Source organism: Pontibacillus chungwhensis BH030062 (genome assembly GCF_000770675.1).
In the GTDB taxonomy this organism is placed as follows: Bacteria; Bacillota; Bacilli; order Bacillales; family BH030062; genus Pontibacillus; species Pontibacillus chungwhensis.
The window spans coordinates 225,329-249,612 of the sequence record NZ_AVBG01000001.1 but is presented as its reverse complement, the minus strand read 5'-3'; the positions used below and the strand labels follow the sequence as shown (position 1 = coordinate 249,612).

Genomic DNA, 24,284 nt, shown 5'->3' with positions numbered 1-24,284 from the left:
CTTTTTAATCGAAATGAATACTAACAACCCAGCTGGCGACTGATTACCAAGCGTTGAATCTCCGAAGTTCCTTCTCCTATTTCTAATAGTTTTGCATCTCGCAAAAAGCGTTCTACTTCGTACTCTCGCATATATCCATATCCACCGTGTATTTGAATGGCTTGGTTGGCAGATCGGAAAGCGGTTTCAGATGCGAACAACTTGGCATATGCCGACTCCTTTGTGAACGGTTTTTTCTGATCTTTTAACCACGCCGCCTTTAAAACAATGTTCCGAGCTAACTCGACTTCCATAGCCATATCTGCTAATTTAAACTGAATTGCTTGAAAGTTTGAAATAGGTTGCCCAAATTGCTTTCGTTCTTTGGCATAAGCTAATGCCTTATCTAAGGAAGCTTGCGCAATACCCACAGCTAAAGCAGCAATTGAAATACGTCCTCCATCTAGAGTATATAAAAATTGCTTAAATCCCTTGGACGGATCACCTAAGATATTCTCTTTTGGGACGCGCACATCCTCTAAAATAATTTCCGAAGTATTTGATGCTCTGACTCCCATTTTGTCATAGTTACTAGATATTTTTAGCCCTGGAGTATCAGTAGGGACAAGAAAAGCAGATATAATATTTTTTCCTTTATCATCTTTACCAGATACCGCTGTTACCGTTAAAGTCTTAGCGTATCCTGCATTTGTAATCCAAGACTTTTCTCCATTAATAACAAATTCATCTCCATCTCTTACCGCTCTTGTTTGAGTGCCTCCAGCATCACTACCTGCATTCGGTTCTGTTAATCCAAAGGAAGCAAGTGCTTCACCCTTAGCTAATGGAACTAAAAATTCCTCTTTTTGCTCTTTTGTACCAAAGTAGTAAATTGGACTCGACCCTAGCGATACAGCCGCAGCATAGCTCAGGCCTGTTCCTCCACATACACGTCCAATTTCTTCTACAGCTAATGCATACGTAATTGTGTCCCCCCCAGATCCTCCGTATTGTTCTGGAAATGGAATGCCTAAAAGACCCAACTCTCCTATTTGATCAAAGATATCCTTGGGGAAGGTGGAAGTCTTATCTAATTCAACTGCTCTAGGAGCTATTACTTCTTGTGCAAAATCCCTCACCATTTTCTGTGTCATTTCTTGCTCTTTACTTAATTCAAAATTCATACCTTTCACTCCTTCTATCATTTATAAATTGACCGACCGCTTAGTCGGTACAACACAAATGTAAGCGCTTTAACAAAATGTATAAAAATAGTCTTTTATAAATGTAAAAGACGCTTCGTTGGTTCTTCTAATATAGAGTGTAAAATTAAATCAACATAAATATTTGCAATCTCTTCGATGCTCTTGCCTCCATCTTTTCTATACCATTTATAAGTCCAGTTCACCATTCCAAGAATAGACATACCAGTGATCACTACAGGTAGTTCGCGCCTGAAATCTCCAGTTTGCTGACCCTTATCAAGTACAGAAAATAAGAGCTCCTTAAACTCATTTCGCTTTTCTTTAATACGTTCTTCATACTGAGGCTTTAAATAAGTACTTTCTTGATAGAATACATAAATGTGTGGTTTGTATAGGTCAAATACTTTGACGAAGGATGTAATCATTGCTTGAAGTTGATCTGTGGGATGGCAGTAGGTTTCCTTCGCTACATGCGCTTTTTCTAAAACATATGTAATGAAGGTGTCATGTATCACATATAACAATTCATCTTTTGACTCAAAGTGATGGTAAAACCCACCCTTAGAAGCATGACAATGCTCTACAATCTGATTCACTGTTACACCATGATATCCATTGTTTTCAAATAAAATGAGTGCTGAATCTATAATTCTTTCTTTTAACTCTTTCATAGATCATCTACTTTCACTTTAATTTTTCCTTTACATCGTAGCACAAAATTCAGAATAATTAAAATTGTTTTTGGTTTCTTTTTTTTAAATTGATCGTTCGGAGTTACTACTAAGTTTCTATAAGAATACTCTTGTTTTTCTTTATACGAAACCCTCAACTAGCAGCAAAAACTAAGTGTTATAATGTATAAAATTTACCATATATTGTATACATGAGTGGAGGAGGTGCTTAAACTGGCCAAAAAAATATTATTCTTTGGAGATTTTGGAATTGACGATGTTATCGCTCTTTTATATGCAAGAATGGATCCCACGATAGAGATCATCGGACTTGTTACAGGCTATGGAAATATTTCAGAACATAACGCAGAAGACAATGCTCTATTTTTACGCGCGTTAACAAAGGCTGAGGCTTCCATTGATATAATAAGAGGTGCTTATAAGCCCTATACGGGAGCTTTTCCTCGGTACCCTGAAGAAATACATGGCAAGTTCGGCCTCGGCCCCCTTTCACCATATTCAGCAAATATTGACAATAAAAGAATTCACGACTATTCAAAGGCTGTAGACCTGATTAAAAGGCACCGTAATAAGATTACAGTTGTCAATGTAGGTAGGCTTTCCTCTTTGTCGTCCATGTTTGTCCTTTATCCTGAAGTAGCTGAAATGATTAAAGAGATATATGTAATGGGAGGTGCGTTTTTTACTCCAGGTAATGTAACACCTGTGGCAGAAGCAAATATATATGGGGACCCTTATGCTGCCAACTTAGTGTTTACTGTCCAGAAGAAAGTTAAGATTATTCCGCTAAATGTGACGAACTTTGCCATACTTACCAAGGATATGATTCAGATCATCACTACTCATTGCAAAGACCCTTCTGTAGGGCCAATCATTAAAGAAATATTTGATTATTACTTTGAATTCTATCAAGAAACAAACGCCACACATTCAAACATTGGCGCCCCTATACACGATTTATTAGCCCTTTGGGCAGCACTCCATCCAGAATATATGAATTACATAGAAGCTCCAGTTACAGTTGTTGTAGAAAAGGGAGATGCATATGGCCAGACCATCGCGGATGTAAGGATTAGTGATCAAAAGGAAGATTACCCGCTTCAACATATCGCTATGAAATTTAATTATCAGGCTTTTATTCAATCTATTTTTAACGCTTTTACTAATAAAAATGGATGAGTTTTTCAACTCCCTTTCCAAAAACAATAACCATGAATAAAGCAAAATACAAAAAGACTCTAAAGGGATTACCCTTAGAGCCTTTTTAATTACTATGATGGTTCTTCTTCACTATCAAAGACTTTTTCATAATCCGCTTCTCGCCATAAGGCAACGACTTCGCCAAACTCATCTTGGTCAATGACAAAAGAGCCATTACTGTATCTGTCACTTGCTTTGAATGAACCTGCATTTACTTCTTGTGTAGTTCCGTTCTCTGTCTCGAGGAACAGTATTTCTTTTCCTTGTGTTAGCTGTAATCCAACCACTCTGTGTGGGTTACTTTTCAGCTCTCTTAACATGACTACACCGCGTTTCGCACGCGTTGATTTCTCAAACTCTTTTAGCCTCATCCGCTTTACTGCTCCACGTTGTGTCACAAGAAGAATGGATGGATCACTCGTTTCATCAAATATTTTACCTGCCACAATCTCTTCATCATCTTTTAAAGCCATTGCTTTCACACCAGCTGCTCGTTGACCTATGATCTTCACTTCAGACTCATGATACCACAGCCCATATCCCGTATTCGTAGCAAGGAATATGTCCTGATGGCCATCTGTAACATGAACATCTACTACTTCATCTTCCCCTTTTACATTAATGGCTACGAGCGGCTTAGAATAGCGCTGAGCCTGGTAAAGGGATATTTCACTTCGTTTAATCATGCCCGCTTTCGTTATAAATAAGAAATATTTCGCTTCTGAGAAATCTCTAATTGGCACAGCTCTTATAATACGCTCATCTTTTTCAACAGTAATTAAATTCGCAATGTGTTGCCCTAGATCTTTCCAACGGATATCCGGTAAGCCATGAATAGGAAGGTACAAATAGTTACCTTTGTTTGTAAAAAGAAGGATTGTATCCGTAGTGTTTATCTCAAACAGCCCAAGAAGACGATCTCCTTCTTTCATAGCAAAGTCTTCCCCTCCTGAAGCAGCATAAGATCGAAGACTTGTTCGTTTAATATACCCCGCTTGTGTTACAGAAACAAGCACATCATCACTAGGAACGGTTACTTCAGGATTAATTTCTAGCTTCTCAATCTCATCCTCAATAACGGTTAAACGATCTGTATGATATTTCTTCTTCATAGAAGACAAGTCTTTTTTAATTACTTTAAGAAGTTTCTTCTCATCACTAAGTATGGCTTCTAATTCACTAATACGTTTATTTAATTCTTCCGCTTCCTTTTCTAAGGATGTAATATCTGTATTCGTTAAACGATATAATTGAAGGTTTACAATGGCTTCTGATTGAGGCTCAGTAAACCCGTACTGTTCCATCAACCTTCGTTTTGCATCCTGTTTATCGTTAGATGAACGGATGGTTGCAATCACTTCATCTAGAATAGAAATAGCTTTTATTAGGCCCTCTACAATATGAGCCCTTTCCTTAGCTTTTCTTAATTCATACTCGGACTGACGCGTTACTACATCCCTTTGGTGAGCAATATAGGCATCAAGAATCCCCTGCAGGCTCATTAACTTAGGCGTTTTATCGTGTATAGCAACCATATTAAAGTTGTAACTAATCTGCAGATCCGTTGCTTTATAAAGGTACTTTAAAATCCCTTCACTATCTACATCTTTTTTCAACTCGATTACAATACGTAAACCTGTACGGTCTGTCTCGTCACGAACTTCTGCTATACCTTCGACTTTCTTGTCAATTCGAAGTTCGTCCATTTTTTTTACAAGGTTCGCTTTGTTTACTTCATAAGGTATCTCATCGATTACAATCTGCTCACGGTTACCTCTGAGCTGTTCAATAGCAGCACGTCCACGAACAACAACTTTCCCTTTTCCTGTTTCGTAAGCTTTCTTGATTCCATCAACACCTTGAATAATTCCGCCTGTTGGGAAGTCGGGTCCTTTCATAACTGACATTAATTCATCAACAGTTACATCAGGACGATCAATTTTCATCATTACAGCATCGATTACTTCACTCAAATTATGAGGTGGGATTTCCGTTGCATACCCCGCTGATATCCCTGTCGAACCGTTAACAAGTAGATTTGGAAACTTTGCAGGTAATACAACCGGCTCAGCGATTGTGTCATCAAAGTTCGGAATATAATCTACTGTCTCCTGATCAATGTCACGTAGCAATTCAGAAGCCATACTAGATAGTCGTGCTTCTGTATAACGCATCGCTGCTGGAGGGTCCCCATCTACACTCCCGTTGTTCCCGTGCATTTCGACTAACAAATTCCTTAGCTTCCAGCCCTGACTAAGTCGCACCATTGCATCATAAACGGATGTATCGCCGTGAGGGTGATAGTTACCAATAACGGTACCAACCGTCTTAGCGGATTTACGATAAGGTTTATCATGCGTGTTTTTTTCCTGATGCATCGCATACAAAATACGACGCTGAACAGGCTTCAGTCCATCCCGTGCATCCGGAAGTGCACGGTCCTGAATAATATATTTACTATAACGACCAAATCGGTCACCTAATACTTCTTCTAATGGCAAATCCATATACTGTTCTGATTGAGACAAAAGGTGAACCTCCTACTCTATTGCAATTTATCATTTTCTAAGATATTACTTTGTTCTTCTAACCCAAAGGCTACGTGCGATTCAATCCACTTTCTACGGGGTTCTACTTTATCTCCCATAAGCGTGGTGATCCTACGTTCCGCCTGAGCTAAGTCATCTATTGTAACACGAATTAAGGTTCTTGATTCTGGATTCATAGTTGTTTCCCAAAGCTGATCAGCATTCATTTCACCAAGACCTTTATAGCGTTGAATTGTATAACCATTTTTAAACTCTTTTAAAACTTGTTGCATTTCATCTTCTTCCCAAGCATAGCGAGTCTTCTCTTTCTTCCCTTTACCTTTTGAAATTTTATATAGAGGCGGAAGAGCAATATAGATTTTACCTTCTTTAACGAGCTCTTGCATATAACGATAGAAAAACGTCAATAAAAGGACTTGAATGTGAGCCCCATCAGTATCGGCATCTGTCATTATAATAATTTTGTCGTACTGACAATCGTTGATATCAAAATCAGAGCCAACTCCTGCTCCAATGGTATGAATAATCGTTGAAATCTCTTCATTCTTAAGTATATCCTGAAGTTTCGCCTTCTCTGTATTTATCACTTTACCTCTTAGAGGAAGAATAGCTTGAAACCTACGGTCACGACCTTGCTTCGCAGAACCTCCTGCTGAATCACCCTCAACAAGATATAATTCGTTTTTCTGAGCATTTTTAGATTGTGCAGGGGTTAATTTACCGCTCAGTAATGTTTCTTTGCGCTTTTTCTTCTTGCCTGATCTTGCATCTTCCCTTGCTTTTCGAGCTGCTTCACGAGCTTCCTTTGCTTTAATGGCTTTTCGAATAAGCATAGTTGCAACATCAGGGTTCTCTTCTAAGAAATAAGATAATTTCTCAGCTACCACAGCATCAACAGCAGACCTTGCTTCAGAAGTCCCTAATTTACTCTTCGTCTGGCCTTCAAACTGAAGCTTCTCCTCAGGGATTCGGACAGAAACGACTGCTGTAAAGCCTTCTCTGATATCATTCCCATCAAGGTTCTTATCTTTCTCTTTTAAGAGGCCTGTTTTCCTTGCATGGTCATTAAATATTCTTGTAATGGCTGTTTTAGCCCCAGACTCGTGCGTTCCCCCGTCTCTAGTACGAACGTTGTTCACAAATGAGAGCATACTTTCAGCATAGCCATCATTGAACTGGAATCCAAAATCGATTTCAATCTCATCTTGTATACCCTCAAAGGCTACAACAGGATGAAGCGTATCTTTTTCTTCGTTCAGGTACGCTACAAACGATTCTAAGCCATCTGGATATTGGTAACTTTCCTTTTGGTCTTCTTGGCGTTTATCATCAAGGACAATCTCCATCCCTTTAAGTAAGAACGCAGCTTCTCGCAGTCGCTCTGACAGCGTTTCAAAGTTATACGTTGTCATGGAGAAAATTTCCGGGTCTGGTTTGAAATGAATTAGAGTCCCGCTTTTACGTGTTGCCCCCTTCTTCTCAAGAGACGTAACAGGTTTACCACCGTTCTCAAATCGTTGGTAATAAGTCTGTCCATCACGATAAATCGTCACTTCAAGCCATTCTGATAACGCATTCACAACAGAGGCTCCGACACCATGTAGTCCTCCACTTGTCTTATAACCACCTTGACCAAACTTACCCCCAGCATGAAGCACGGTAAGTATGACTTCAGGGGTGGGCTTTCCGAGTCGGTGCATCCCTGTAGGCATACCACGTCCTTCATCTCGTACTGATACACTTTGATCTTTATGAATGGTTACTGTAATCCGATTTCCATATCCCGCTAACGCTTCGTCAACGGCATTATCCACTATTTCATAAACGAGGTGATGAAGCCCGCGATGGTCTGTGCTTCCTATGTACATGCCAGGTCGCTTCCTAACAGCTTCTAATCCCTCTAACACTTGTATTGAATCATCATTATATTGAGTAGAATTCTTAACCAATCTGTTTGTACTCCTTTCAATGCTCTTATAACTATAATAGAACGGATGTTCGTTTTTGTAAATAAGAGCCCGGGCAAAGCGCCTGTCTTTTATTTTAGCGTTTTCTACAATTTAATCAAATAACCTTTTTCCACGAAAAGAAAAAAATCCCTGCAAGCACAGGGATTTTCTCTCGTATTACCTTCCTATTGTAACAGAATGTGCAACTTTAATACAGAGGTCCATAAGCACAGTCATGCCTTGATCCGTTAAATATTGATATGTGTTCTCATCCTGAACACCTTGTTGTGCCCAAAAAATTTTCGCTTCTGTATCAACTGCTTCTCTTGCCAAATCAGGTAAAAACTCAGAACGTCTAAAAACATTAATAAGATCAAAGGGCTCTGTAATCTCACTAAGGGATGAGACTGCTTTTTCCCCAAGTGATTCTTGGATGGTTGGATTAACAGGAATAATCTTATACCCTGCATCCTGCATAGCTTTTGAAACTTGGTAAGAAGTTCGTTCAGGTCGGTCAGATAAACCTACTACAGCAATGGTTTTGGTTTCCTTTAATATCTCTCTGATCTCTTCATTGGATGGGTTGCGCATCGATAGGATCCCCTTTCTCTAATCAATAAATCCATTTTCCTTTAAGAAATTACGAGCAACTTGGTAAGCGTCCTCATCCTCGAAGTCCACTTTATAGTTCATTTCTTGCATTTGTTGTTTAGTAATCTTTCCACCAAGTTGATTCAGAACATCGCCAATTTCAGGGTACTGATCTAATGTAGACTGCTTCACTAATGGAGCACCTTGATAAGGTGGAAAAATATTCTCAGGGTCTTCAAGCACTTTTAAATTATACGCTACCATATATCCAGCAGTCGCGTACGCATCAATAACTTGTACATCCCCCTCTTTAATCGCGGTTTGTCTAACACCAGGCTCCATCGTTTTAACAGTAAGGTCTAATCCATATTCTTCTTGCATACCTACATACCCGTCATAGCGATCATTAAACTCTAGGGTGAAACCAGCGGTCAATTGATCTTGTGCAACCTTAAGGTCTCCAATTGATTCAAGACCATATTGTTTGGCAACTTCCTGAGTTGTGGCAACAGCGTATGTGTTATTGTATTCCATCGGTTCCAGGAGAACCATATTTTCTGCTTCTTTAATACCATCGCGCGCTTGTTCATATACTTCCTGCTTCACATTGCTGTTGGCTTGTTCCCCTAAGAGTGTGGTAATAACTGTCCCAGTGAATTCGGGATATATATCTAAGTCCCCACCTTTTAGTGCCTCAAAAACATAATCAGTCTTACCGAAGTTTGGTTTAGTCTCAACGGTCAAGTCTGTTTCTTCCTCAATTAATACCTTGTACATATTCATCAGTATTGCTGGTTCAGCACCGAGCTTACCTCCAATGACAAGGTCCGCTTTGTCATTCCCATTAATCACGAAAGGAATGGTTACGATAAGTAAGGATGCAATAAGAATGGTTGCTAATGAGCGAAATCCGGATTTTGCTGAAGTTCTCTCAAATAATCGAAGAATGTTATCAAGTGCAATTGCTAAAAGGGCTGCAGGTATTGCGCCTAATAAGATCAGAGGAATATCTCCCCCACGGTTAATGCCAAGAAGGATCAATTCTCCTAACCCACCTGCACCTATTAAAGCAGCAATTGTCGCTGTTCCTACAATTAGAACCATAGACGTTCGTATACCGGCCATAATAACTGGCATCGCAAGAGGTAATTCGACTCTGGACAATCGCCTGAATGAACTCATCCCCATACCTTTTGCAGCTTCTATAAGTGCTCTATCAACCTCATTAATTCCTGTGTACGTATTCCTTAAAATAGGTAGTAAAGCATAAGCTGAGAGCGCATAAATTGCAGGTTTAAATCCTATTCCGACAATCGGGATAAGAAACGCTAAAATAGCTAAACTTGGAATGGTTTGTAAAATAGCTGTGATGGTAATAATTGGTTCAGCTACCTTTTTTGTTCTTGTCAGCAAAAGACCTAGCGGCACGGCGATTAAAATAGCAATAAGCAGCGAGATGATCGATAACTGTAAATGTTCCCATATACTTTGCCAAAACATATCTTGTCTATCTAGAAAAGTAGCTTTTAATTCACTCATTGATGGATCACCCCGTTTTCTAGCTTCGTCTGTCTTTGAAGATAAAGAACGATATCACGATACGTTAGGGTGCCTATCAACTTGTTGTTTTTCACAACAGGAAGAATGCTAGTTTCATGCTCATCAAATACTGTTGTAGCTTGGCGTAAATGGAGATCATTCCGTAAAGAAGGGAGACTGATAACTTTCCCGTTTTGAACAGCTCCGATGTATTGCTGTTGTTCACCCTCAATGATGTAAGTCCCAACTTCAGGATATGAGACGCCTTCTTTTACGATGTGTTGTTTCGTCGTGTCTACCATCACATCCACCGCTGTTTGCCAAGGTGATTTTCGTTCTCCTACAAAGTTCCTTACAAAATCCGTTTGAGGGTTTAGAATCAGTTCTTGTGGAGTTGAAATTTGTACGACTTCTCCCTCGTTCATTAAGCAAACTCTATCCCCTAAAGCTAGTGCTTCATCAATATCATGTGTAACGAAAACGATGGTTTTTTGAATTTCTTGTTGAAGTTTTTGGATGTCTGACTGAAGTTGCTCACGACTGATAGGATCAAGAGCACTGAACGGCTCATCCATTAAAATGATATCTGGGTCTGCAGCGAGAGCTCTAATGACACCGACTCTTTGCTGTTGACCTCCTGACAACTCGCTTGGCTTTCTCGTTTTATATGTATGTGGGTCCAAACCAACCATTTCCATCAATTCGTCTGTGCGCTTCCCTAGATCTTTCTTATTCCATTTCTTCATTTCTGGAACGACCGCTATATTCTCCTCAATAGTCATATGAGGGAACAAAGCAATCTCTTGCAATACATAGCCAATATTCCACCTTAATTCGTGAATATTATATTCTTTAATATCTTTATCGTTTATTTTAATGATCCCCGATGTCGGTTCAATTAGACGATTAATCATTTTCATAGATGTCGTTTTTCCGCATCCACTAGGCCCGATTAACGTAAGAAATTCCCCTTTTTCGACGCGAAAAGAAACCTGTTTTACAGCTTCTGTACCGTCTGGGAACTTCTTTTGAACCCCTTCAAATTCAATCATTCTTTTCCCCCTTGATCTTTTCCAATTATTATTTTATGAAAACGTATTTCTATCATATATGAAAAAAAGCAGGAACGCTAAAGATCCTGCTTGTTCAATGTGCTCATATTCAATTCATTATTCCTTTGTTGCGCGTTCATTTAACGTCTCATCAATCGTTCTAAATGCTTCTTCAGTGGCAAACGTTTGACTCCAAGTAGCAATTCCAGCAAGTTGATACTGATTCACTAATTCTACTCTTTTGCGCAGAGAGGAGCTGTTCTCAAGCCATATTCTATAAGTCACACTATCCTCACTTTGATATTCTACATAATCTTGCCCAGTCTCAGGATCATAAGTAGGTTGTAACTTTCTTTCTTTCATCCAATTCATAACCTCTTCCATGGACATTGATTCTGAACTTATCTCTTTAGACCCATTTTTCATGACTTCTTCTTTCCATAAGCGTGTATAAAGAGGAGCTCCAAGAATCAGTTGATCAGGAGGAACCTTTTCTATTATTTTTTCAAGGTTGCTCTTAACCCAAGGTAAGCTACTAACGCTTCCAGCGACTGGTGAACTTCCCCAATGTTCATCATAAGCCATAACCATGATGAAATCAGCCGCTTCAGCTAATTCTTCCCTTTCATAAAAGCCAGACCATTGAGCACTTCCTGATTGAAAGGTAACATCAACAGAAACCGTTAGCCCTTGTTGGTGGGCTAAAGGAGTAAGTTCTCTAATAAATTGGGTATAATGACTACCATCTTTTTCATAAACATTTTCAAAATCAATATTAAGACCTTCTAAACTATAAATCTCTGCAAAATATAGAAGTTGCTCAATCATAGACTTTCGTTTATCATAAGTTGCTAAAGCCTCTTCGGTAATATCGGGGTCAAAGCCATTTGAAAATAGAGCCCAAATCGAATACCCTTTATTCTCTGCATTTTGAACATAGCTTTTTGAAGCGATATTCCTAATATCCCCTTCTCCATTTTGAAGCTTGAACCATGTAGGCGATACAACCTGGACGCCTGGCAAAGAAGGCAACGGTTCATTTGAAGCTAATTGATCCCAAGTAACATGGACGGGGAGATCAACGGAGGGAACAAACGCACTCTTTTTATTTTCATCGACCTCTATTCGTTTTGAATTTGTTGACTTTAGGGTCGACTCTTTCACATAACCCCCTATCCCTTCATTTGTCCTAATAAAATAAAAGCCATTCTTTTCTTCCACTATAGTTACTATCTCATCGATCTCTAACTCATCCACATAAGATGAAGACAAACTCGGTGCAGTTCGAACCCTGCGTAAGTCCTCTTCTTCTACTTCTACAATACCTTGTTGCAAAATTTGATCTTCATCGTAGATCGAGACAATAGTCGATTCTTGATGATAGTGAACATAAAGGGGATAAATATCTTTTAACCAATCCGCTGAGATATAAATACTTTCTCCATCCGACTTAATTGGCGGAGATGATGCTTCGGTAGTCTTATTACTAATATAGTATTGTTTTGAACCAATAGGCATTTGGTAGACATTTTGTCGTGTCGTTACAATGAGTGAATCTGATGCCTTATCAAAAAATAGATCATCGTCAATTTCCTTGTTTAAAAACTCAAATGATATATAAACACCATCTTCATAAAGTATATCTCCTTCATACTTCTCCCCGTTAAATACTATTGGGTATTCTGTTTTATAGTAATCCGTTCTCTCATCTGATGGAAACGGATATAATAACCAAAAAACTATCGTTGTTAATAGGAAAAGAACCCCAACAAATCCTATAACCCATGTTCTTTTTTGTGGTTTTGTATTTATATTGATGTACGCCATTGCCTTTCCTCCTCATCCTTCTATAATATAAAAAGGAACAATAGATGAAAATAGTTTCAATAAAAATAGAATAGTTGTTCTTTCTACTCTTTGTTTCTGATAAAATATATAAAGCACTAGCAGCGAAAGATAAAGGAGTTTTCATATGAGTTATGTTTTGTTTGCAATCATTGCCTATATAGTTGGTTCTATTCCCTCAGGTCTAATTGTAGGCAAACTGGGGTATAACATTGACATCCGAGAGCATGGGAGCGGAAATTTAGGTGGTACAAACACATTCCGCGTGCTTGGCAAGAAAGCAGGACTCATTGTCACCATCTCAGATATACTAAAAGGGACCATTGCAGCACGCATTCCATGGATGTTCGATGCTGATGTTAACATTTTAATAGTTGGTATTTTCGCTGTAATTGGACATATGTACCCTATTTTTGCTAAGTTTAAAGGCGGAAAAGCTGTTGCCACATCCGGTGGCGTCATTTTAGCTGTAGAACCAATACTGTTTGGAGTAATGTTACTAACATTCTTTATCATGCTAAAGATCAGTAAATATGTTTCATTATCTTCAATCGTTACAGGAATTGTGACGGTTATAATGTCAATTATCCTTGGCCACATTGGACTTATCATTGTTACAAGTATATTAACCGCTTTTGTCATCTATCGCCATAGGTCGAACATTAAGCGAATTATGGATAAAACAGAACCTAAAATTAAATGGATGTAAAAAATCCTATTGTTAAATGTTAAAAGACGCCTGAGGAGGCGTCTTTTTTTCTTTATATATAGTGTTCGGAGTTACTACTAAGTAAGATTATTAATATCTTTTCAGCACATGCTAGTCATGATTACACCGCTTTGTATAGCATGTCGATTCCCTGAACTGTCTGGGTTCTGAAATAAGGGTTTTATAATATTATTTTGTTCGGAGTTACTACTAAGTATGTTATTGAACTCTCATATGAAGGACTGTGTAGTATGAAAACAATAAAACGGGCGCTTCCTTTTGGGAAGCACCCGTTTTATTGTTTAGTAGCCAAATGCCCAATCTACATCACTTGTAAACTGGACAGGAAACACATGTTCAATATTACCTGTCTTCTTGCATGCTTTCTCATATCCACCTTGCGCTTTCCAGTCGTCAAAGGTTTCTTTATTTATATCCTCAAGTACAATGACTTTTTCGTTTTGTGTTTGTAATACAGCAGTGCCTTTCATAGATGCCACCTTCTTTCGATCGAATCTTATTGCGAATCTATTTTATGTAATTTAATTCAGATTGCCAACAGGTGAGACCATATTTTAAATTTTTAGATTTTAGAAAACGCATTCCTTATTTCCCATCCCCTCCCCTTTTGTAGTAAAATAGAACTCATATGTAAAGAGTATAAATTAGAACGTTTCAAAGATGAGATTAAACACATTTGATGAGTATAAAAATTGAACTTATGAATTCGTTTCTTGTATACTTTGAATAGCTTATTATGAAGCTGAAAGGAGTCACTGCTATGAACCAGACCAATATTAACACACAAAAACAGCTACCTTCTAAAGAAGAACGTCATAAATTATTTGGTTCTGTGGACCCGGGTCCACGCACAAAACCCATAGAGAAAGATGAAATGGCAGACCTACAAAATTCTCGTGAAGATTTTTTATTTGATCTTGATGCCGTTGGGATCTCTAACGTTAAGCATCCAATCCGTATATATAGTTCTAAAAAACCAGAAATGCAAACCACTATAGGGACGTTCCGCTTTGCATCTAGTATTGGAAAAGGAAGCAAAGGAACAAACATGAGTCGCTTTACAGAACAGCTTGATCGCTATCATAATGACGGCTTCGCTGTTGATATCACAACTCTAAAAAAATTTACAAAAGAATTAGCTGACCGCTTAAAGCAAGAAGATGCAGAAGTGGAGGTCAGTTACCCATGGTTCTTCGAAAGAAGAGGTCCATTCTCTGATTTAGCGGGTATGAATCATGCAGATGCCACCATGAAAGTGTCTTACCATCAGCAAACTGGATATGATGTGGAAGTTTCTTTAACCGGAAAAATTACAACACTTTGTCCTTGTTCTAAAGAGATTAGCGAATATTCCGCACATAATCAACGCGGAAATGTAACAATGTCCGTTCGTTTAACGGAAGATTTTGATGAAAATGATATGGACTGGAAAGAAGCATTATTAGAAGCTGCTGAATCAAATGCATCAGCTCGCATCCATCCTGTACTTAAGCGTCCAGATGAAAAAGCAGTTACGGAACAAGCGTATGAAAACCCTCGCTTCGTCGAAGATATTGTTCGATTAGTTGCTGCTGATCTCTATGAACTTCCCTATGTAGAACGTTTTTACGTAGCATGCCGTAATGAAGAGTCTATCCATCTTCACGATGCCATTGCAGAAGTTACGTATGATAAGACTGAAGAATAGCTTTATAAGGATGAATATAGTATGAAAACCATTTTTTTATGGATGATTCGCTTTTATCAAAAAGCCATTTCCCCATTAAAACCAGCTCCTACATGTCGCTTTTATCCTACTTGTTCACAATACGGAATTGAAGCTATTTCAAGATTTGGAGCCTTTAAAGGTGGATGGTTAACCATCAAGCGAATTGTTAAATGCCAACCCTTTCATCCCGGTGGTTTTGATTATGTACCAGAAAAAAAACACAAAAAATAGACAAGTGTCCAGTGACACTTGTCTATTTTTGTCATGTTCACCTTTTCGTAGGGCTTAAGTAGAAGGATGTATAACCCTTACCTAAACCGCTTCAGGAACACAAAAATCCCTAAATTGAGAAGAAACACACTCATTCCAACCATGCTTAGTAGTGAGGAGCTATTATGAAGAGGGAATGATTATAGAGTACTACCCCTTTAAGGGCAGTCATCGCATGGTAAATAGGAGTGAAGAGTTGAAGGCTGTCACAAGTATACAACATTATACTGTAGGCATGGCGGTTATGTTTATGCTGTATGTAGCGACTTATAGTAAGGATGAAATTCGTACAAACATCTTTAGCAGACTTTGTGTAATGGGAGTATCACCATTCAATATGCTGGGCGATAAACTTCGATTAAATTCATTACTATGCCTCATTTCCTCTCGGATAAAAACCATTCCTAATACCGTTTATTTGAATCCCACACCTTATTGTATTACGATGGATATCAAGCCAATACCTGCAAGGAGTTGAAAAAATGATATTAAAAGTACAAGAAGAAGCAGCACAATGGTACAAGAACGAATTAGAATTAGAAGATAACGATTCCTTACGCTTTTTTGTTCGATATGGTGGTGTAGGAGGTCTTCAGCCTGGAATGTCTCTTGGTGTTCGACCAGATCAACCCGCTGAACCTTTTGCAGAAGACCAAAAACAAGGGATACGCTTTTACGTAGAACAAGAAGACGCTTGGTATTTTGACAATTACAACGTAACGGTCAAATATGACCCCGATACCCAAGAACCTGATTTCGATTACTATGAATCTGAAAATGAATGATACAAAAAAGGTGCCATGATGGACGTCCATCATGGCACCTTTTTAACGATTTAACCCTTTTACTAATGTTTTTAAATTCTAAAATCTAATCACAACAAAGAAAGTTTTCCTAAGAATTATAAGTTGAACCGTTCAATATGATCGTACAAGCCTTCTTGCTGAAGAATCTCTTTTTGCGTGTCTCCCATTAAATCAAAATGAGGGAAACGAGGATCGTTATGAATCCAGTTTGACTTCAAATTATATTGTTTTCCCCATTCTGCTAATTTATGAAGGTCAATGCATCCCACTTTAGTAACTGTCTTGATATCGGGGAACCGATCATCTACCCAAAAGTGGGTTAGAAACGCAATCTCACCTGAACGTACGCGCTGCTTCCATTCGTTTACCTCTTCTCGCTTTAATCCGAAAGCCACGTCAAGATTCTCCTTTAGCATTCATATAAGCCTCGTGCCAGTCAGGAAACACACGTCGGATAGAAACAGGTTTGAAGCTGTCCTTCTTCACGCAAACGTGCTTAGTCGTACCAGTCACGGCTACCTCACCTTTTGGTGTTAGAATTTCATACCCATAGGTGACTCTTATTCCATCATAATATTCTAACCATGTATTTACCGTTGCAGTTTGTCCGTAACGAAGAGGGGTTTTAAACTGAATATTCGCATCTACTACCGGTGAAACAACTCCACTACTTTCCATTTCATGGTATTGAAATCCTAACGATTCTATAAAAGCTGTACGCCCAAGTTCAAACCAAACAAGATAGTTGGCATGATAAACGACTCCCATCTGGTCCGTTTCCTGGTACCTTACTTTTACTTCAGTTGTCGTAATCATCATACTTCTCTCCCTTTTACAGCACTCCAGGCAAGCTCTAAGTCTTCTCTTGATAAAAGATCGTATTGACCTTCACCATCTTGCTCATCAATTCTGAGGGCTTGATATTGAATCGCTTCATCGATTAGGTTTTTAACATACCGACCATTACCATCAATTACGTTTGTTGTGTAAACATCCTCTAAATAATTCACACCTTCTTCTTCCAACTCATACTGATATAAGCTTGCCTGATACTTCGTCATTTCTACAAGTTCTTTTGCATCATAGTCTGGGAAGTGAAGAAACTTTTTGAATCTAGAAGATAATCCAGGATTACTTTGAATAAGTGATCTCATTTCATTCTTATAACCGGCTAATATGACTACCAAATTTTCATTGTGCTTTGTCATTTCATCAACAAGCGTATCTACTGCCTCTTTCCCAAAATCATTTGATCCAGATTGGAAAAGTGAATACGCCTCATCTATGAAAAGCACACCACCTAGCGCTTCTCGAATTTTCTTCTTTGTTTTAATTGAGGTCTGCCCCACATACCCAGCAACAAGGTCACTTCTTGAAGCTACAATCACATGTCCTCTTTTTAGGAGTCCACATTCTTTTAAAATGTCAGCATAAATGTGAGCAACGGTTGTTTTTCCTGTCCCAGGATTTCCTGAAAAAACAGCATGTAGCTGTATTGGCACAGATGGAAGACCTTTTTCTTCTCGTTTTCCTTGCAACCTAACAAACGAAGAAAGCTTTTTCACTTCATCTTTAACAGGCTTCAAACCAATCAATTGGTCTAACCGTTCCATAGGGGATTCTGAGTCATCTTGGCGATCCATCGTTGAAGCAAAATCTTTTTCCTCTAAACGCATCAAATCGAGCTTGGATTCATGATCAACTTGATCTGATTCGCTTGCCCCTTTTTGAAAAATCGTTTGAAGAACGATATTTCGAACAGCACGCGCATTGCCAAATGTATCATCTACCTGCTGTTTATCAATAGAGCGTTCAAGATTTTGTATAGCTTTTTCAGTAAAGAAATAATCGTTTTCAAGAGCAGTTTGTTCTCCAATTTCAATTAATTCAGGAATTGAATAATTGGGAAGATGAACATGGTTTTGTTCAGGGAATCGACTTCTCAGACCTGGATTTCCCCATAAAAACTGTCGCATCTCATCAGGATAACCAGCCAAAATAACTGCAAATTTATCCCCATATTCCTTGCTTGTCATAGCTGATACGAGCGTATCAATTACAGCTTGTCCATAATCATTACCTGTTTGACCTTCCCTTTGCAAACTATAGGCCTCATCTATAAAGAGAATTCCTCCAATGGCTTGCTGTACATAGTTCATTGTATTCTCTTCTGTTTGACCTACATAAGAACCTACTAGATGAGAACGATTGACTTCAATTACTTCTCTCGTATCAAGTAAACCAAGGTCATAATAAATATTGGCCAGTAACCTTGCAATTGTGGTTTTGCCCGTACCAGGATTACCTGTAATGATCATATGCAGTTCTGGTTCATCCACCATCTGGAAACCAATGTCTTTACGATATTGCTGATATTTTAAATAGTGGTAATAGCGATGGATATAGCCTTTCACTTCTGAGAGTCCTATCATCTCATCTAACTGCTTCAAGGGATCTTTCCCAAGTTGTTGGTCGACACTTCCGGGTAATAATTCTTCAAGCTCTACAGATAACTGGTCCAGCTCTCTTAATAAATGGTTAATGCGCCCCGTAGATACATGGTTAAATCCGTTCGTTTCATTACGTTTATGTGGTTCTGTCTCTTGTATTAACTCATCAAATAACCGTTGACCTTTTTCAAATAAAGTTTGGAAAGGGGTTACTTCACTACCTTTTGAATAGCTAAATTGATTAGACCAATTTTCTTCTAATGGTTCTACTATTTCTAAGATCTGTTGTAACTTCTTTCGCTTAACGGATTGATGATCTGTTTCATGTATTGCTAAATTTTTGTAAGTTTGACCTTTTAGCATTTGAAGATGAGTCTGAACGTTCATTAATTCTTGAAGCTCAGCCACAACAGAATCGTTTTCAGCTAATGCCTTAGCTCTAGAGATAAACTCTTCTGCTATCTGGTCCCGATTGCTATCGTTGCGATTTAATCGATAATATGCAATCAGACTATATAATCGGCTAACAAGTAAAGCATCTATGTGAGTAGTTCCTTGCTCATAATCATTTATGTGTCGTAACGCTTCCGTTTCATTTAGCGGAGGATGAGCGCTTAATGTAGTCCAGGTTTGTATGTTTTCAAGTTGTTCCATATTCATTGTCATGTCATCATCCTTACTATACTTAATCCATTAACATATTGTATCATAAGTAAGGCTTTCACGTTGATGATGATGTTTTGTGTTACTTATAATTGCGTTTTTAACTTGGCACGATGTCCTAAGTAATATATAGATCCACAATACTAAAGACAAAAGAGTGCTCACTAAAGTGAACACCCTTTCCCTTGGTTTACTTTTCTTTATTGTGTTTTGCTTCATCTTTTATTTCGTTTCGGAACGACGCTATTGATTCTTCTCGGCGTTTGTTTTTATCCATAATTTTTTGCTTTTCTTCTTCTGAAGAAAACTGCATCGTTTCATGAGCAGCCTCTAGGTTGTGGATCGTATTCTGCACCATTTCCTGCAACTTTTCCACATTATCACTACGGTCATCAGGATTCGCATATCGTTGGTTATCTTTACCCATATTGCTTCCCCCTCTATTTTTTTCCTTTAGTTTGAATAACTTTAGGTTTATGTGCATTTTGCATTTGCATTTGTTTACCTTTATTGCTTCCTGCTTCTCGAGGTTGAGTCCCTGGATGGCTAGGAACAAAGTGTTTAGAATCCTTTTTTGGATTTCCCATAATGTAGCCACTTCCTTTCTCTTGGTTACATCGTTTAGTGTACGCTCTCTAATAAAATCTATACAAAAACAGATAGCCATAAAGACTATCTGTTTAGAGTATCATTCATTCGCTTTTCGATTCTCTCTTCAATCTGATTCATTAAGTTCTCATCTTCGATAATTTTCCGTCTGTTTTCCTGTATTAGCTCTTCAAAAGTCGGTTTTTTCTTACGTGGCACGATCCCTTCACTCCTTTAGCTTGTTAACTTCAGGATCGGCTGAATAGTCAGAAAATATACCTGTATCACTCTAATTTATTTTTCATTTTCTTCATGAAATCGTAATCCATCGCTCCAATATATGCTTTACTCTGAATTTTTCCATTCGTTCCTATAAAGTAGGTGGTTGGAAAGCCAGGAATACGGTATTGATCTGCAGCATTTCGTTCTCGGTCTAAATAAATGGGAAACGTAAACTCTTCATTGTGAACATAAGAGGTAACATCTTTAACACTTTTCTCGGTTGAAGTGACATTAACAGCCATAATTTCTACCTCTTCACCATATTCTTCATAAAACCTTTGCATCTCAGGCATTTCTACACGACAAGGTGGACACCATGTTGCCCAGAAATTTAAGAATACTTTTTTATCTTTTAAGTCAGAAAGTTTTACTTCTTTTCCCTCGAAAGTGGTTACTGTAAAATTCGGGGCATACTCTCCTATTTTTAATCCTTCAGGACCATTTGGAGGTTGCATGGCTGTCCCGTTCTTGTTATCCAACGTGACAGCTTCTCCTCCTGTCTCATCCTCTTGCAATACATTTACAATAGCGAATCCAAACAACATAAGTATTACAACTGCGCCAAATATTCGTTTTATCATATGGCTTCACGTCCTTTTTTTATCGCATAATCTACATAATATAATCCTATAATCATCACAAACGAAAACCAAACAGCTAAATCTCCTAAATGTATAGTCGTAAAGAATACTCTGTAAACTACCCAACCCAAAAGCGTTAATTGGGTATAGTAAACGATGGTTCTATAATGATACAAATTCTTCACAAAAAAGTAAGATAATGAAAGAGCTACGAAATATCCATACAACCACAAAGGGGTATTATAAACTGTGAATCCTAACGTAAAAGCTATTTGCGTAATTCCTAGCCATAGTAATTGAGCTGACATCCATAAATTGATGGAATAGATGAATGAAAAGCCTGCTTTATGTATAGATTTTGTATAAAAGATAAATGAAATAACGATCCCTAAAACAAGTCCAAGACTTCCACCATTTAAGTAAAGCATTCTCTCTGGTGATTGAACAGCCTTAATGGGATGATTAAGCACATAGCTGAACTTCCAAATAATCGCTATTAGTAATAGTGATTGAATCCACTCCAAAGCAAAGAAACGTCCATGAGAATTCTTATGATATATGTTTATTATTATAATCCAAAGAAATGCAACAAGAGCCCCTAAACCCCATATTAAGTATGTACTTTGAATAAAGATTGGACCGATTGTTAGTGAAGGAAAACCCATACTTCAACTCCTATTAAAACATATTAATTTATATACTATATTGGATTCAAATTTGTGTAAAGCTTATACCCCTGACCCTAATAAAATGTAAAATCATTCCTTAAGGTGCATGGATAATATGCAGATGGACAAACTAAATAATACCAATCTTCACGTGTCCCTTTATAAAAATCATTAATAAAAAGCAGCTGCTAGTACAGCAGCTGCTTTTGAAAAAGTTTTATTTAGATGCCATTTTGTCTCGCAGAACTTTTTGAAGAATACCACCGTTACGATAGTAATCAATTTCTACAGGACTATCAAAACGAGCTATAACATTAAACTCAGTTTTATTGCCTTTCTCATCTGTTGCAACAACCTTCACTTCATCATGTGGTTGAACAGACTCGTCAATTTCTACATTAAACGTTTCCTGACCTGTTAAACCTAGTGAATCAGCACTGTCACCTGCTTTAAACTGTAGCGGAAGCACGCCCATCATAACAAGGTTTGAACGGTGAATACGCTCAAAGCTTTCAGCAATAACAGTTTTAATTCCTAATAAGTTTGTACCTTTAGCAGCCCAGTCACGAGAACTTCCCATACCATAATCTTTACCGGCTACCACGATTAGTGGTGTACCATCTTGTTGGTACTTCATAGCAGCATCGTAAATTGGCATTACATCACCAGTAGGCCAGTATGTTGTATAGCCGCCTTCAGTTCCTGGAGCTAATTGGTTACGGATGCGAATATTAGCGAACGTACCACGCATCATAACTTCATGATTCCCTCGACGAGAACCATAAGAGTTAAAGTTTCGTGGAGAGACGCCTTTGTCCTGAAGATATTGACCTGCTGGCATATCTTTAGCAATCGCACCTGCTGGAGAAATGTGGTCGGTTGTAACTGAATCGCCGAACTTACCAACCATTCGTAAATTATTAAGGCTCTTCACAGATTCAAGATCTTTTGAAAGCCCTTCGAAGAATGGAGGGTTTTGAATATAGGTAGAATTCTCGTCCCAATCATACAAAGGCTCATCTGTTGTATCAATTTGATTCCATTTTTCGTTTGAATCAAAGACATTTTCGTATTCTTTACGGAAGATTTCAGGATTAACATTTTTATCAATCTCTGCTTTGATCTCATCAATAGATGGCCAGATATCATCAAAGTAAACTGGCTTTCCATCCTTATCTGTACCTACCGGATCATTCTTAAGGTCAACATCAACTGTACCCGCTAGTGCATAGGCTACAACAAGTGGAGGTGAAGCTAAATAGTTTGCTTTTACCAGTGGATGAATACGCCCTTCAAAGTTACGGTTACCAGAAAGAACAGAAGATACAGTTAAATCATTTTGAGCAATAGCTTCCTCAATTTCTTCTGCAAGTGGTCCTGAGTTACCGATACACGTTGTACAGCCATAACCCACAAGGTTAAATCCAAGATGCTGCAGGTACTCCATTAGACCAGAGTCTTCTAAATATCTTGTTACAACTTTAGACCCTGGAGCAAGAGAGGTCTTAACGTATTCAGGTACTTCTAAACCTTTCTCAACAGCTTTCTTAGCTACAAGTCCAGCACCTAACATAACGTGTGGGTTTGAAGTATTTGTACAAGACGTAATAGCTGCAATTGCTACAGAGCCGGTTTTCATAGTAGAAGATTTACCATTTGGATGTTCGATGGTCACTTCTTTTTCTTTTTCCTTTTCTGTTAGACCGAAGCCTTGATTGCCTTCAGGCGCTGTTAATGCATGATTAAATGATTTCTTCATTTCAGATAAAGGAATTAAATCTTGTGGACGCTTAGGCCCAGATAAGTTTGGCTCAAGTTCAGATAAATCAATCTCAACAAGTTCCGTAAATTCTGGATCAGCGAATTCTGGAGAGTAGAACAAGTCATTTTCTTTGCAATATTGTTCTACAATCTTGATCTGTTCTTCACTTCGTCCAGTTAAGCGTAAGTATTCAAGAGATTCTTCATCTACTGGGAAGAAGCCACAAGTTGCACCATATTCAGGTGCCATATTAGAGATCGTTGCACGATCAGCGAGTGGCATATCTTTTAAGCCAGGGCCGAAGAATTCAACAAATTTTCCTACCACATTTTTCTCACGAAGTTTTTGGGTAACTTTTAGTGCTAAGTCAGTTGCGGTGGTCCCTTGAGGGAAACCGCCTTTTAATTTCACTCCAATTACTTCTGGAGCAGGGAAATAGGATGGCTGACCAAGCATTCCTGCTTCAGCTTCAATACCACCAACACCCCAACCTAATACACCTAAACCATTAATCATCGTAGTATGTGAGTCAGTACCCACTAATGTGTCAGGATATGTTTCAAATTCACCATTTTCATTTTCTAAAGCATGTACCACATTCGCGATGTACTCAAGGTTCACCTGGTGAACAATTCCTGTTGCTGGTGGAACTGCTTCATAGTTATCAAAGGCCTTTTTAGCCCAATTTAAAAATTCATAGCGCTCTTTGTTACGCTCAAATTCTAGTTCCATATTAACTTGAAGAGCATCCTGAGTACCATATTTATCAACTTGTACCGAGTGGTCAATAACTAGGTCTACAGGTACCTCGGGGTTAATTTTATCCGGACTACCTCCCATATCAACCATTGCCTTACGTAATGAAGCAAGGTCTACTACAGCAGGTACACCAGTAAAGTCCTGAAGGATAACACGAGACGGTTTAAAAGGAACGTCTACGCTTTCAGAATCTTTTTCTCCCCACTTTGCTAATTTTTCTACATGTTCTTTTTGAATCACTTCTCCATCATATTGGCGTAGTACAGATTCAAGTAAAACGCGAATGGAATATGGAAGACGAGAAATCTTTCCGTATCCAGCTTCCTCTAGCGCTTTTAGTTGGTAATAGTTGTACGTTTTTCCATTAAGTTCAAATTGCTTGCGCGAATTGTAAGCATCATTTACTGCCATATTCT

Annotated in this window: 23 protein-coding genes; 5 read left to right on the top strand and 18 right to left on the bottom strand. The window is 38.3% G+C overall.

Translation table 11 applies throughout. From position 1 onward, the window contains the following. Window positions 1-20: 20 nt before the first annotated feature. Together N780_RS01220 and N780_RS01215 are read right to left on the bottom strand one after the other, a co-directional pair. Entirely contained in the window at window positions 21-1,163 is a 1,143-nt protein-coding gene (locus N780_RS01220) for an acyl-CoA dehydrogenase (RefSeq protein WP_036779001.1), read from the bottom strand. Window positions 1,164-1,258: 95 nt separating this feature from the next. Beyond that, the gene (locus N780_RS01215) at window positions 1,259-1,855 is read right to left on the bottom strand and encodes a TetR/AcrR family transcriptional regulator (RefSeq protein WP_036778999.1); all 597 of its coding nucleotides are present in this window, start codon (window positions 1,853-1,855) and stop codon (window positions 1,259-1,261) included. 225 nt (window positions 1,856-2,080) lie between these two features. Here N780_RS01215 and N780_RS01210 point away from each other — a divergent pair, with 225 nt between their 5' ends. Continuing rightward, entirely contained in the window at window positions 2,081-3,055 is a 975-nt protein-coding gene (locus tag N780_RS01210) for a nucleoside hydrolase (RefSeq protein WP_052114828.1), read from the top strand. 92 nt (window positions 3,056-3,147) lie between these two features. Here the strand turns inward: N780_RS01210 and parC are convergent, their stop codons facing one another. The 6 genes from parC to N780_RS01180 all read right to left on the bottom strand — a co-directional run bounded on the left by parC (window position 3,148) and on the right by N780_RS01180 (window position 12,583). Next, window positions 3,148-5,604 (bottom strand): DNA topoisomerase IV subunit A, encoded by a 2,457-nt coding sequence (gene parC / locus N780_RS01205; protein ID WP_036778996.1) that lies wholly within the window; start codon window positions 5,602-5,604, stop codon window positions 3,148-3,150. A 17-nt stretch (window positions 5,605-5,621) separates the two neighbouring features. Next, complete coding sequence (parE, locus tag N780_RS01200) at window positions 5,622-7,574, bottom strand: DNA topoisomerase IV subunit B (RefSeq protein ID WP_036778993.1); 1,953 nt, start codon at window positions 7,572-7,574, stop codon at window positions 5,622-5,624. Window positions 7,575-7,751: 177 nt separating this feature from the next. Continuing rightward, a complete protein-coding gene (locus N780_RS01195) occupies window positions 7,752-8,165 on the bottom strand; it encodes a CoA-binding protein (protein ID WP_036778991.1) in 414 nt (137 codons plus the stop codon). Between the two features lie 18 nt (window positions 8,166-8,183). Further along, the gene (locus N780_RS01190) at window positions 8,184-9,704 is read right to left on the bottom strand and encodes an ABC transporter permease/substrate-binding protein (RefSeq protein ID WP_036778989.1); all 1,521 of its coding nucleotides are present in this window, start codon (window positions 9,702-9,704) and stop codon (window positions 8,184-8,186) included. Next, on the bottom strand, window positions 9,701-10,756 hold the full coding sequence (locus tag N780_RS01185) for an ABC transporter ATP-binding protein (RefSeq protein WP_036778987.1): 1,056 nt from the start codon (window positions 10,754-10,756) through the stop codon (window positions 9,701-9,703). Before N780_RS01185 ends, N780_RS01190 begins: the two co-directional genes overlap by 4 nt. A 117-nt stretch (window positions 10,757-10,873) precedes the next feature. Next, window positions 10,874-12,583, bottom strand: coding sequence for a glycosyl hydrolase family 18 protein (locus tag N780_RS01180; RefSeq protein ID WP_036778985.1), 1,710 nt, complete (start codon window positions 12,581-12,583; stop codon window positions 10,874-10,876). Window positions 12,584-12,728: 145 nt separating this feature from the next. Between N780_RS01180 and plsY the strand changes: the two genes are divergently transcribed. Further along, window positions 12,729-13,310: a glycerol-3-phosphate 1-O-acyltransferase PlsY gene (gene plsY / locus N780_RS01175; RefSeq protein WP_036778982.1), complete on the top strand. Its 582-nt coding sequence runs from the start codon at window positions 12,729-12,731 to the stop codon at window positions 13,308-13,310. Between the two features lie 302 nt (window positions 13,311-13,612). Here the strand turns inward: plsY and N780_RS01170 are convergent, their stop codons facing one another. Continuing rightward, on the bottom strand, window positions 13,613-13,801 hold the full coding sequence (locus tag N780_RS01170) for a protein YkzT (RefSeq protein ID WP_036778979.1): 189 nt from the start codon (window positions 13,799-13,801) through the stop codon (window positions 13,613-13,615). Between the two features lie 290 nt (window positions 13,802-14,091). Between N780_RS01170 and folE2 the strand changes: the two genes are divergently transcribed. The 3 genes from folE2 to N780_RS01150 all read left to right on the top strand — a co-directional run bounded on the left by folE2 (window position 14,092) and on the right by N780_RS01150 (window position 16,094). Beyond that, window positions 14,092-15,018 (top strand): GTP cyclohydrolase FolE2, encoded by a 927-nt coding sequence (gene folE2, locus N780_RS01165; protein ID WP_036778976.1) that lies wholly within the window; start codon window positions 14,092-14,094, stop codon window positions 15,016-15,018. Window positions 15,019-15,039: 21 nt separating this feature from the next. Beyond that, complete coding sequence (gene yidD / locus N780_RS01160) at window positions 15,040-15,270, top strand: membrane protein insertion efficiency factor YidD (protein ID WP_036778973.1); 231 nt, start codon at window positions 15,040-15,042, stop codon at window positions 15,268-15,270. Between the two features lie 521 nt (window positions 15,271-15,791). Continuing rightward, window positions 15,792-16,094, top strand: coding sequence for a HesB/YadR/YfhF family protein (locus N780_RS01150; protein WP_036778968.1), 303 nt, complete (start codon window positions 15,792-15,794; stop codon window positions 16,092-16,094). 116 nt (window positions 16,095-16,210) lie between these two features. Here N780_RS01150 and N780_RS01145 read toward each other — a convergent pair whose 3' ends face one another. The 9 genes from N780_RS01145 to acnA all read right to left on the bottom strand — a co-directional run bounded on the left by N780_RS01145 (window position 16,211) and on the right by acnA (window position 24,279). Continuing rightward, the gene (locus N780_RS01145; protein WP_036778965.1) at window positions 16,211-16,510 is read right to left on the bottom strand and encodes a hypothetical protein; all 300 of its coding nucleotides are present in this window, start codon (window positions 16,508-16,510) and stop codon (window positions 16,211-16,213) included. A 1-nt stretch (window position 16,511) separates the two neighbouring features. Beyond that, window positions 16,512-16,934, bottom strand: a complete 423-nt coding sequence (locus N780_RS01140; RefSeq protein ID WP_036778962.1) for an acyl-CoA thioesterase — start codon at window positions 16,932-16,934, stop codon at window positions 16,512-16,514. Further along, window positions 16,931-19,231, bottom strand: a complete 2,301-nt coding sequence (locus N780_RS01135; protein ID WP_036778959.1) for an AAA family ATPase — start codon at window positions 19,229-19,231, stop codon at window positions 16,931-16,933. The genes N780_RS01140 and N780_RS01135 overlap by 4 nt, the downstream gene beginning before the upstream one ends. Before the next feature lie 187 nt (window positions 19,232-19,418). Continuing rightward, entirely contained in the window at window positions 19,419-19,655 is a 237-nt protein-coding gene (gene tlp, locus N780_RS01130) for a small acid-soluble spore protein Tlp (protein WP_036778953.1), read from the bottom strand. A gap of 13 nt (window positions 19,656-19,668) precedes the next feature. Beyond that, entirely contained in the window at window positions 19,669-19,815 is a 147-nt protein-coding gene (locus N780_RS01125; RefSeq protein ID WP_036778950.1) for an acid-soluble spore protein N, read from the bottom strand. Window positions 19,816-19,900: 85 nt separating this feature from the next. Further along, entirely contained in the window at window positions 19,901-20,035 is a 135-nt protein-coding gene (locus tag N780_RS19370) for an FbpB family small basic protein (RefSeq protein ID WP_156969035.1), read from the bottom strand. A 65-nt stretch (window positions 20,036-20,100) separates the two neighbouring features. Further along, complete coding sequence (locus N780_RS01120) at window positions 20,101-20,679, bottom strand: TlpA family protein disulfide reductase (RefSeq protein WP_036778949.1); 579 nt, start codon at window positions 20,677-20,679, stop codon at window positions 20,101-20,103. Beyond that, window positions 20,676-21,344: a hypothetical protein gene (locus N780_RS01115; RefSeq protein WP_036778948.1), complete on the bottom strand. Its 669-nt coding sequence runs from the start codon at window positions 21,342-21,344 to the stop codon at window positions 20,676-20,678. Before N780_RS01115 ends, N780_RS01120 begins: the two co-directional genes overlap by 4 nt. Window positions 21,345-21,564: 220 nt before the next feature. Beyond that, window positions 21,565-24,279: an aconitate hydratase AcnA gene (gene acnA, locus N780_RS01110; RefSeq protein ID WP_036778947.1), complete on the bottom strand. Its 2,715-nt coding sequence runs from the start codon at window positions 24,277-24,279 to the stop codon at window positions 21,565-21,567. Between the last annotated feature and the right edge of the window lie 5 nt (window positions 24,280-24,284).

Coding starts and splice junctions, on each gene's coding strand:
- N780_RS01140 (WP_036778962.1), bottom strand. CDS start 16,934: ATGATGATTACGACAACTGAAGTAAAAGTAAGGTACCAGGAAACGGAC.
- N780_RS01150 (WP_036778968.1), top strand. CDS start 15,792: ATGATATTAAAAGTACAAGAAGAAGCAGCACAATGGTACAAGAACGAA.
- N780_RS01185 (WP_036778987.1), bottom strand. CDS start 10,756: ATGATTGAATTTGAAGGGGTTCAAAAGAAGTTCCCAGACGGTACAGAA.
- N780_RS01180 (WP_036778985.1), bottom strand. CDS start 12,583: ATGGCGTACATCAATATAAATACAAAACCACAAAAAAGAACATGGGTT.
- tlp (WP_036778953.1), bottom strand. CDS start 19,655: ATGGGTAAAGATAACCAACGATATGCGAATCCTGATGACCGTAGTGAT.
- N780_RS01170 (WP_036778979.1), bottom strand. CDS start 13,801: ATGAAAGGCACTGCTGTATTACAAACACAAAACGAAAAAGTCATTGTA.
- folE2 (WP_036778976.1), top strand. CDS start 14,092: ATGAACCAGACCAATATTAACACACAAAAACAGCTACCTTCTAAAGAA.
- yidD (WP_036778973.1), top strand. CDS start 15,040: ATGAAAACCATTTTTTTATGGATGATTCGCTTTTATCAAAAAGCCATT.
- acnA (WP_036778947.1), bottom strand. CDS start 24,279: ATGGCAGTAAATGATGCTTACAATTCGCGCAAGCAATTTGAACTTAAT.
- N780_RS01115 (WP_036778948.1), bottom strand. CDS start 21,344: ATGGGTTTTCCTTCACTAACAATCGGTCCAATCTTTATTCAAAGTACA.
- N780_RS01215 (WP_036778999.1), bottom strand. CDS start 1,855: ATGAAAGAGTTAAAAGAAAGAATTATAGATTCAGCACTCATTTTATTT.
- N780_RS01125 (WP_036778950.1), bottom strand. CDS start 19,815: ATGGGAAATCCAAAAAAGGATTCTAAACACTTTGTTCCTAGCCATCCA.
- N780_RS01195 (WP_036778991.1), bottom strand. CDS start 8,165: ATGCGCAACCCATCCAATGAAGAGATCAGAGAGATATTAAAGGAAACC.
- N780_RS01190 (WP_036778989.1), bottom strand. CDS start 9,704: ATGAGTGAATTAAAAGCTACTTTTCTAGATAGACAAGATATGTTTTGG.
- N780_RS01220 (WP_036779001.1), bottom strand. CDS start 1,163: ATGAATTTTGAATTAAGTAAAGAGCAAGAAATGACACAGAAAATGGTG.
- plsY (WP_036778982.1), top strand. CDS start 12,729: ATGAGTTATGTTTTGTTTGCAATCATTGCCTATATAGTTGGTTCTATT.
- N780_RS01135 (WP_036778959.1), bottom strand. CDS start 19,231: ATGACAATGAATATGGAACAACTTGAAAACATACAAACCTGGACTACA.
- N780_RS01120 (WP_036778949.1), bottom strand. CDS start 20,679: ATGATAAAACGAATATTTGGCGCAGTTGTAATACTTATGTTGTTTGGA.